Origin of the sequence: Clostridium cibarium (genome assembly GCF_014836335.1) — a bacterium.
GTDB lineage: Bacteria > Bacillota > Clostridia > Clostridiales > Clostridiaceae > Clostridium > Clostridium cibarium.
The window spans coordinates 1-10,163 of record NZ_JACSRA010000053.1; the positions used below are offsets into that span (position 1 = coordinate 1).

Consider the following 10,163-nt stretch of genomic DNA (forward strand, 5'->3'; position numbering starts at 1 on the left):
TAACTTATTTATATCTGTTCAATTTTCAAAGACCATTTTGTTTGTCGCCCTCAAGCGACTTTCTTATCTTATCACCTTTTTCAACACATGTCAACATTTTTCTTGATTGCTAATCTAAAACAATGTTGCTGCATCTCTTAAGGACGAGTTCTATCTTACCATATATATTCTTATCACCATTGTTATCATCCTCCATTTTTATAAATGATTATTATATTACTCCTTAATACTGTCTTTTACATAACATTGCTCATAGAGATACACTAGGATTAGTTTTTATCATAATGCTCTGAAAACTTCTTTTATTATTAGAAATAGTATAGCGAAGCATATAATTAAGTAATCTACCTCGCTATATTATTTATTCAAAACTTTCTAAGCTTTTCTATAACTATAGGACATGACTCTGACCCTATATAAATTTCTTCTTCTTTTATCTCTGCTCCTTTATCTGCAATAACCTTATTAAGCTTGCCTTCTTTTCCTATAATGCTATTTTGTAATATTATACAACTTTCAATTTTTGCTCCTCTGGCTATACATACTCTTCTTCCTATAATTGAGTTTCTAACTTCTCCTTCTATACAGCATCCATTTGCTATTATAGAGTTTCTAACGTTACATTCTCTCCCATAATGAGTTGGAGCTTCATCTTTAGTTTTAGTAAAAATAGGCCTACCTTCATAAAACAATTCATCATTAACTTTCTTTTTGAGTAAATCCATATTTGAAGTATAGTAACTACTTAAAGAATTAATACACGTCAAATATCCATTAAACTTAAAACATCTAACATTTAAAATATCTAAATTTGAATTAATGAACTGTTTTATCTTTCTGTACATGCCACTCCTTATACTATCTAACACAATATCTATAAACAATTCAGTAGACATTATATACATTTCCATATTGATATTTGAACTATTTTTTCTCCCTATATTTTCGCCTACTGATAATAATTTTCCACTTTCATCTATATTTAAAACCTCACATCCAATAAAACATTTATCAGCGTTACCAACATTCTTGTATATCATAGTTATATCATTACCTGTCTTCTTATGTTCTTCTAATGCTTCATTATAATCAATATTACATACCATATACGATGGTGCCATAATAATATATTCTTTTCTGCTATATTTTATAAACTCTATGTTTTCTGAAAAATTATGAACATCATCAAAGGCCGGATCTTCATATCCAAAATTGAAAACTTTTAATCCATCTCTTTTTCTGTGTAAGTCCCAAGGCCTTCCATTCTTTAAATGATCCATAAGAACCCTAGCTTTATTTTTTGAAAAAATACCTATACATTCCACACCAGAGTTTGTCATATTAGAAAGTACAAAATCTATAATTCTGTATCTTGCAGCTATAGGTATTGCAGCCAATTGTCTATTCCGTACTAACTCTCCCATTTTACTCTCATCTTCATCTAAATTGATTATTCCCACACAATTATTCACTTGTATATCCCCCTATATAATAGACTAAAACTTAAATGGTAGTACATGCCTCAACAAAACTGCCCGATTTAACCTCTTCTTTACTTCCTATCACCGCAATTTCCTCTCCACTTCCTATTCTACACTCTCTTCTTATAATAGTATCACTACCTATAATGGCCTTATTTATTACTACGTTGTCCCCTATCTTGACATTTGGCATTATAACCGAATCCATTACAATTGAATTTTTTCCTATAGTTACACCTTGAAATATTACTGAATTACTTACTTCTCCATCTATAGAGCACCCTTCTACCACAAGTGAATTCCTTATAACACCATCTATTCCTATATATTGAGCTGGGCTGCTATGATTTACTGAATAAATTTTCCATTCTTCATCATATAAATCTAATCTATTATCTTTTGAAAGCAAGTCCATATTTGCTTCCCATAAGCTATCTACTGTTCCGACATCTTTCCAATATCCTTCAAAAGGATAAGCAACCACTCGACTTCCCCCATTTATCATTTTAGGGATTATATTCTTTCCAAAATCATTGCTGGAGAACTTATCCACTTCGTCCTCTTTTAAATATCTTTTTAAAGCTTGCCAATTAAAAATGTATATTCCCATAGATGCTAAATTTCCTTTTGGATTCCTTGGTTTTTCTTCAAATTCATAAACTGACATATCCTCTCTAGTATTCATTATTCCAAATCTACTTGCCTCATCTTTTGGCACTTCTATAACTGAAATAGTTGCTTCTGATTCCTTAACTTTATGAAAATTAAGCATTTTAGAATAATCCATCTTGTATATGTGATCCCCCGAAAGAATTAGAACATACTCTGGATCATATCTATCTATGAACTCAATATTTTGATATATAGCATTTGCTGTCCCTTTATACCAATTACCTCCTTTCTCTTTTTGATAAGGTGGCAACATACTAACTCCTCCATCTCTCCTATCTAAATCCCATGGATTTCCTATGCCGATATGAGTGTTTAATTCTAAAGGCTTATATTGAGTTAGTACTCCTACAGTATAAATTCCTGAATTAGAACAATTACTTAGTGGAAAATCAATAATTCTATACTTTCCACCAAATGGAATTGCTGGTTTAGCAATATCCCTAGTTAGAACCCCCAATCTAGAGCCTTGCCCTCCTGCTAATATCATCGCAACAATCTCTTTTTTACTCACAAGCAATATCTCCTCTCCTATGTTTTACTTCTAATACAATATGTTTTGCTTTTCCATAATATACATATTTTTTTGCCTTGAATAAAAAAAGAAGCTCCTATGGAGCTCCCTATGCGCTATTAATCTTCTTGCAATATTTTATAACCCTTTTTTTTAACTTTTACATTATATTTTTTCTTATCATCCCCAACTAAAACCTCACCCGAAATGATATCTCTTAACTTATAATTATTGTTCTCTTTAATACGTATATATTTATCTTCTTCTGTATTGTTTAATATAATTAATATACTCTTATTTTTGTACATTCTTTTAACAATAACTAAATCATTTTCTCCTTGATATATATCAAAATCTCCTTTTAATAATATATCGTTACTCTTTCTTAACATTATTAGCTTTCTATATATGTCATACACTTCTTTATTTTCCTTTTCCCAAGGATAAGGTTTTCTATTGCTTGGATCAAGTCCTCCAATTAAACCAACCTCATCTCCATAATAAATTAGTGGTACTCCTGGGAATGTCATCTGAATTGCTATAGCAAACCTTAACAAAGAAATATCCTCTTCCAAAATTGTAAATAGTCGTTGAGTGTCATGATTTCCTAACAAATTCATAGTATTATAAAAATTATCTCTAGGGTAATTTTCATACAAGCTATAAACTCTACTGATAAATTCTGCTCCATTTATCTCCCCTTTTGCATACTTTAATATACTTTCTCTAAAAGGATAATTAGTAACAGAATCTAATTCTCTTCCAAATAAGTATTCACGCCTTTCTGAATAGCTAATCTTATTTGAAGCATCTTCCCACACCTCGCCAACTAAAATACTTTCTGGATTTACTTCTCTTATTCTTTTCTTCAATAATTTAATAAACTCATCTGGCAATTCATCTGCTACATCTAATCTCCATCCACTAGCTCCTAATTTTAGCCACTTTGAAACTATAGACTCTTTGCCTGTTACTATATAATTTAAATAAGATGGATTTAATTCATCTACATTAGGCTGATTATCAAATCCCCACCAACAATCATAGCTATCTGGATATTCTTTAAATCTAAACCAACTATAATAAGGCGATTCTTTTGATTGGTATGCTCCTAATGATTCATAATTTCCAAACTTATTGAAATATTTGCTGTCAGCGCCGATATGACTAAATACTCCATCCAAAATAACTTTTATTCCATGTTTTTCTGCCCTGCTACATAACTCCTTAAAATCATCTTCATCTCCAAGCATACTATCTATCTTTTCATAATCGCCCACATCATATTTATGACTGCTAGCAGACTCAAATATAGGATTAAAATACAGTATTGTTACTCCTAACTCCTCCAAGTATGGAAGTTTTTCTATTACACCACGTAAATTACCTCCATAAAAATCCCATCTTATAATACTCCCTTTATTATCTCTTATATACATAGGTTCATCATTCCAGCTACCATATATAAAACTATTTTTTTTCCTACTATTAATTTTCCCATCCTTATTTCCGTTGTAGAACCTGTCTGCAAATATTTGATAAATTATTCCCTCCTGAAACCATTCTGGAATATAAGATTCTTCATAAACTGTTATTTGATATGGAATTGGATTTTCATAGTATATACGCCCTTCTCCTCCTAAAGCCGATTCATTATTTCCATAAAAAAAATACTTATCATCCTTTTTTAATGAAAAATAATATCTATTCATTCCAATAAGATTTAATGTATCCAATTTAGTAGAAAATAACGTTCTATTTCCACTATCTCCTTCCCAACTCATCTTTACTACACTTTCTTCACCTATAAAATTTATCAAATTCAAATATGCTTCTACACCTTTATCCACCAATATCTTTAAATTTACATTAGTTCCTACAGCCACCGCTCCAAACGGACTTCTATACTGATTTATATGAGAATTATGAAAGGCAAAACAATATTCCATAAATCAATCCTCCTTACAAGTTCTTATAGATTAATTCTGAACCCCATATTCCTGTAGCATACTGCTGAATTGTTCTGTCAGAAGAAAATACTCCAGAATGTGCAATATTAATTCCACAAATTTCTTGCCATTTGTGTATATTTTTATACATGTTATCTATTTTATTTTGGGCTTTTACATAGGATTCAAAATCCTTAAGAACGAAAAATTCATCATTATATGTTATAAGATTTTCATAAATACTTTTGAATCTATCTCTATCTTTATGATAAGTACCATTAATTAAATCATTAACTACTCTATTTACCCTCTTGTTCTCATTACATATATCTATAGAACAGTAACCACCATTTTGTAGATAATTCAAAACTTCTCTAGCTGTCATTCCAAAAATCACAATATTATCATTTCCTACTTCATCTCTTATCTCTATATTAGCTCCATCTAAAGTTGCAATAGTGACCGCCCCATTCATCATGAATTTCATATTAGATGTTCCTGATGCTTCTTTCGTTGTAGTTGATATCTGCTCACTTACATCCGTAGCTGGAATTATCTCTTCTGCTAACGATACTTTATAGTTATTCATAAACACTACTTTTATCTTATCATTAACACTTGGATCATTATTTACCGTATCAGCTATGCAATTTATCAATTCAATAATATTTTTAGCTAGATAATATCCAGGTGCTGCCTTTCCTGCAAAAATAAATGTTCTTGGCTCTATTTCTAGATTAGGATTTTCTCTTAAATGATTGTATAAATCCATGATCCTTAAACAGTTTAGCGTTTGTCTTTTATAGGCATGAATCCTTTTTACCTGAACATCAAATATGGATGCTGGATCTATAACTATACCATTCTTTTTATAAATCCTATCTGCTAATTTTTCTTTATTTATCTTTTTAACTCTATTAAGTTCTTCTTGCACCCCTTTTTCATGAGCATGTTTTTCAAAATAAATCAGATCTGTTGGATGTTTTATGAAACTTTCACCTATAGTCTCCATTAAAAGATTTGAAAGTCCTGTATTACTCTTTATTAACCATCTTCTGTGAGTGATTCCATTAGTTTTATTATTAAACTTATTTGGATATAAGTAATATAAATCTCTCATTTCTTCTTTTTTCAATATATCTGTATGAAGTTTAGCCACTCCATTAACACTATGACTACCTACAACAGCTAAATTAGCCATCCTTATTTGCCCATCTGCCAGTATTGCCATACGCGATATTTTATCCCATTGATCTATATACTTACTCCAAAGTTCTTCACAGTATCTCTTATTAATTTCTTCAACAATCATATATATTCTAGGTAGTAGCTGCTTAAACATCTCTATAGGCCACTTTTCTAATGCTTCTGCTAAAATTGTATGATTCGTATAAGATATTGTATTTGTTGTTATTCTCCAAGCCTCATCCCAAGAAATGCCTTCTTCATCTAGTAATATCCGCATAAGTTCTGGTATTGCTAGAGTTGGATGAGTATCATTAATATGAACTGCTATTTTTTCATCTAGTAATAAAATATTCCCTCCATGCTTTCTAAAATGTCTTATTATGCTCTGCATGCCAGCTGAAACAAAGAAATATTGTTGCTTAAGTCTTAATATTTTACCTTCATAAAATGAATCCTCAGGATACAATACCTGTGATATTGCTTCTACTGAATTTTTATACTCTATAGCTTTTAAAAATTCACCTCTACTAAACGATGAATAGTCAAACTCGTTGGATACAGTTTCAGCACTCCAAAGTCTTAGAGTATTAGCTACATCATTTTCATATCCTACAATAGGGGTATCATATGGTACTGCTAGCACTGGTTCAAAATTTACATGAGTGAAAGTTAAATTTCCATTTAACTCCTGAACCTTTACTTCACCACCAAACTTTACTATTTCACTTTTATCTGGTTTTCTTCTCTCCCATACATTTCCTTCCCTTAGCCAATTATCTGACACTTCAACCTGCTTACCATTTATGATTTTCTGTTCAAAGAACCCATATTTATATCTAATTCCACATCCATGTCCAGCTATGTTTAACGAAGCCATCGAATCTAGAAAACACGCTGCCAATCTACCTAATCCACCATTACCTAAGCCTTGATCTTGTTCTAACTCCTCTAATTCTCGTAAATCAATATTAAAATCTAATAAGGCTTCCTTGCACACTTGCATAATTCCAAGATTCATTAGGACATCTCCAAGTAACCTTCCTAGTAAAAATTCCATAGAAAAGTAATATACTTGTTTCTCTCCAGAAATATTATATTTCTTATTAGTATTCATCCATATCCTGATTACATAATCTCTTATCAAGCTTCCCAAGGCTTCATATTTTTGTTGATTATTTCCTTCCTCTATTTCTTCACCATGTAGATTCTTATACTTGTTTTCGTAAGCCTTTTTAAATGTCTCCTTATCTAAGGTCAGCATACTAATCCCCTCCTATGACTATGCTTAGATGATTTGACAATATAATTCACTATATTCACTTGCTGACTTTTCCCAGCTATAATCTGAATTCATTGCCTGATCTACTATAGACTTCCAGCACTCCTTATCTTGATATATATCTAAAGCATATTCAATTATCATCAATAGTTCATTTGCATTGAAATTACTGAAACTAAATCCATTGCCTTTTCCATTGTACTTGTTATATGGTAATATAGTATCCTTTAGCCCTCCAGTCTCTCTTCCTATAGGTATAGTTCCATATCTTAACGCTATTAATTGTCCTGATCCACATGGTTCTAGAAGAGATGGTTTTAATAACATATCGCATCCTGCATATATCTTATGAGCTAGCTTTTTATCATACTTAATATTAGTGGATACCTTATCCTTATATCTGCTTTGTAATCCTTTAAAATGCTCTTCATACTGTCTATCTCCAGTACCTAGTATTACAAGTTGAATATTGTGTTGAAGCAATTTATCAGCTATATTAATAATCAGCTCTAAACCTTTTTGATTATTTAATTTTGATACAAGTCCTAACATTGGTATATCTTTATTAACAGGTAATGTTAAATCCTTTTGCAACTCTAATTTATTTATTTGTTTATCTTTTATCGAATTGTTCCCAAAAACCTTATATATATACGGATCTTTCCTTGGATCGTATTCATTATAATCTAGCCCATTTAGTACTCCTTTGATATTGAATGCTTTCTCCCTTAATAGCCCATCTAATTTTTCACCATATTGTGGAGTCTTAACTTCATCAGCATAAGTACTACTTACAGTTGTAATTTTATCTGCAAAGTTAATTCCTCCTTTCATGAAACTTACCCCTCCATAAAACTCAAGGCTTCCATTATTAAATAGCTCCATATTATAATCAAATAGATCTGGTAATATTTCTGGTGAGAATACTCCTTTAAACATCATATTATGAAATGAAAATACTGTTTTTATATCTTTATATTCATCTCTACTTGCGTAATCATACTTCAACATTACTGGTACCATTCCTGTTTGCCAGTCATTACAATGAATAATATCTGGTTTCCAATCTAATTCATTAATCAATTCCAAAATTGTCTTATCAAAATAAGCAAATCTTTCATCATCATCATCATATCCATATAGATCATCTCTATTAAAATAGTACTCGTTATCTACAAGGTAGTACTTTACATTATCACTATCATATTTAAATAATCCGCAGTATTGAGTGCGCCAACCAACCTTCACCATAAACCATTTAACAAATTCTAGCTTATCTTTTATATTTAAATCTATATTCTTATATTTAGGAATAACTACTCTAACATCAATATCCTTTTTTCCTAATTCCTTTGATAATGCTCCAATAGCATCCCCAAGACTTCCTGACCTTATCAAAGGATATGCTTCTGAAGCTGCTAATAATACCTTCATTAAAAATCCCTCCTTTTTGGCATCTTTATTATACTGATCTTAATGCTCTAATTACCCTATGTAGTACATCAACTTTGGCTTCGAGTGGATAATTGATTACTGTCATTAATTCCTCCTATCTATTTCTATAATCTATTCATAATAATTCTATTTATCTTTTTTCTATTTATTCCTTGTTTTAATTTAAAGAAGCACAGAGACTAATCTCTGTGCTTCTTGGATAATATTTATTCATCAACCTATTTGACTTATTTCATTACTTTCTCTGTTAATAACCTTCTCAAATATAAAATGTACAACCATAGATACTATTATAGCTGTAACTAAATCAAAAACTACAGTTAGTATAAAGGTTAAAAGCATTTCAATCATATTACATTTACTAGAAAAAGTTATTCTTTTTAGTTCCTTAAATCCACACATATTGTATGATACTACTGCCAATATTCCACCTAGAACTGTTAGAGGCACATATTGTATTAATGGCATTAACACTTCCATAATTATAAGTAAAATAATAGCACTTACTACTCCAGCCACCGGCGTACGTCCACCATTTTTCACATTAGCTGCAGTCCTTGCAATAGCTCCAGTTGCAGGAATGCCTCCAAACATAGCTGAAAATATATTGGCTATACCTTGCCCGACCAATTCAGTGTTGGAATCATGTCTCTTTTCAATCATTCCATCTGCTACAACTGCTGATAATAATGATTCTATAGCTGCTAAAAAGGCAATTGTCATTGATGGTACAATTAATGATGTTATCTTTTCCATTCCTACCTTAGGCAATGTTGGGAAAGGTATATTCGAAGAAATTTCTCCAAATTGTTTACCTATTGTATTTACAGGCAGATTAAATATTGTGGCTGCTAATGATATTGTAATTAATGCCACTAATGACCCTGGAATTATCTTACTAACCTTAGATGTTCCAACAATTATTATTACGGATATTATTCCCAAGATTAATGCGCATATATTTATTGTATCTAAATTCATTATATAAACTTTCCACTTACTTAAAAACTCAGATGGAACATTAGTTATATTAAGTCCGAATAAATCTTTTACTTGAGTCGAAAATAACGTTACAGCTATACCTGCTGTAAACCCGGCTGTTACTGTTTTCGGTATATATTTTATTAAGTTTCCTAAATGTAACAATCCAAATAATATTAATATAATTCCAGCCATTAATGTGGATATTATCAAACCATCAATTCCATTTTTTTCAATAATACCATATACTATAACCACAAAAGCACCGGTAGGCCCTCCTATCTGAACCCTACTTCCACCAAATAATGAAATAAATAAACTCGCTACTATGGCAGTTATAAGACCCTTTTCAGGTGTAACCCCTGATGATATCCCTAATGCTACTGATAATGGTAATGCAATAACGGCAACTATAACTCCTGCTATAATATCTTTTATAAATTGATCTTTTGTTAATTCTTTATCCCGATGTTTTATTATAGAGAATAACTTTGGTTTTTTAACTAGATTTAATTTTTTCACTGTGTTTCCCCCACTCTTTATCTTAAACGCGAAAAAAGGATAGTTGATACTATCCTTTTCAACATACCTGGCAACGTCTTACTCTCCCACACAGTCTCCCATGCAGTACCATCAGCGCTGTAGAG

Annotated in this window: 5 protein-coding genes and 1 pseudogene; all 6 read right to left on the minus strand. The window is 31.0% G+C overall.

The window, feature by feature from the left end; all coding sequences use genetic code 11:
- Positions 1 to 365 precede the first annotated feature (365 nt).
- Positions 366 to 1,472: a glucose-1-phosphate adenylyltransferase subunit GlgD gene (glgD, locus tag H9661_RS19015; protein ID WP_191770365.1), complete on the minus strand. Its 1,107-nt coding sequence runs from the start codon at positions 1,470 to 1,472 to the stop codon at positions 366 to 368.
- Positions 1,473 to 1,503: 31 nt separating this feature from the next.
- Positions 1,504 to 2,664 carry a glucose-1-phosphate adenylyltransferase gene (locus H9661_RS19020; RefSeq protein WP_191770367.1) on the minus strand — a complete coding sequence of 387 codons (1,161 nt, stop codon included), beginning with the start codon at positions 2,662 to 2,664 and terminating at the stop codon, positions 1,504 to 1,506.
- Positions 2,665 to 2,783: 119 nt separating this feature from the next.
- Positions 2,784 to 4,613: a glycoside hydrolase family 13 protein gene (locus H9661_RS19025; protein ID WP_143318598.1), complete on the minus strand. Its 1,830-nt coding sequence runs from the start codon at positions 4,611 to 4,613 to the stop codon at positions 2,784 to 2,786.
- A 13-nt stretch (positions 4,614 to 4,626) separates the two neighbouring features.
- Complete coding sequence (locus tag H9661_RS19030; RefSeq protein WP_143318597.1) at positions 4,627 to 7,062, minus strand: glycogen/starch/alpha-glucan phosphorylase; 2,436 nt, start codon at positions 7,060 to 7,062, stop codon at positions 4,627 to 4,629.
- Positions 7,063 to 7,086: 24 nt separating this feature from the next.
- Positions 7,087 to 8,514 (minus strand): glycogen synthase GlgA, encoded by a 1,428-nt coding sequence (gene glgA, locus H9661_RS19035; RefSeq protein WP_143318596.1) that lies wholly within the window; start codon positions 8,512 to 8,514, stop codon positions 7,087 to 7,089.
- A gap of 243 nt (positions 8,515 to 8,757) precedes the next feature.
- Positions 8,758 to 10,038, minus strand: a pseudogene (locus tag H9661_RS19040) (SulP family inorganic anion transporter); the annotation flags it as partial.
- Between the last annotated feature and the right edge of the window lie 125 nt (positions 10,039 to 10,163).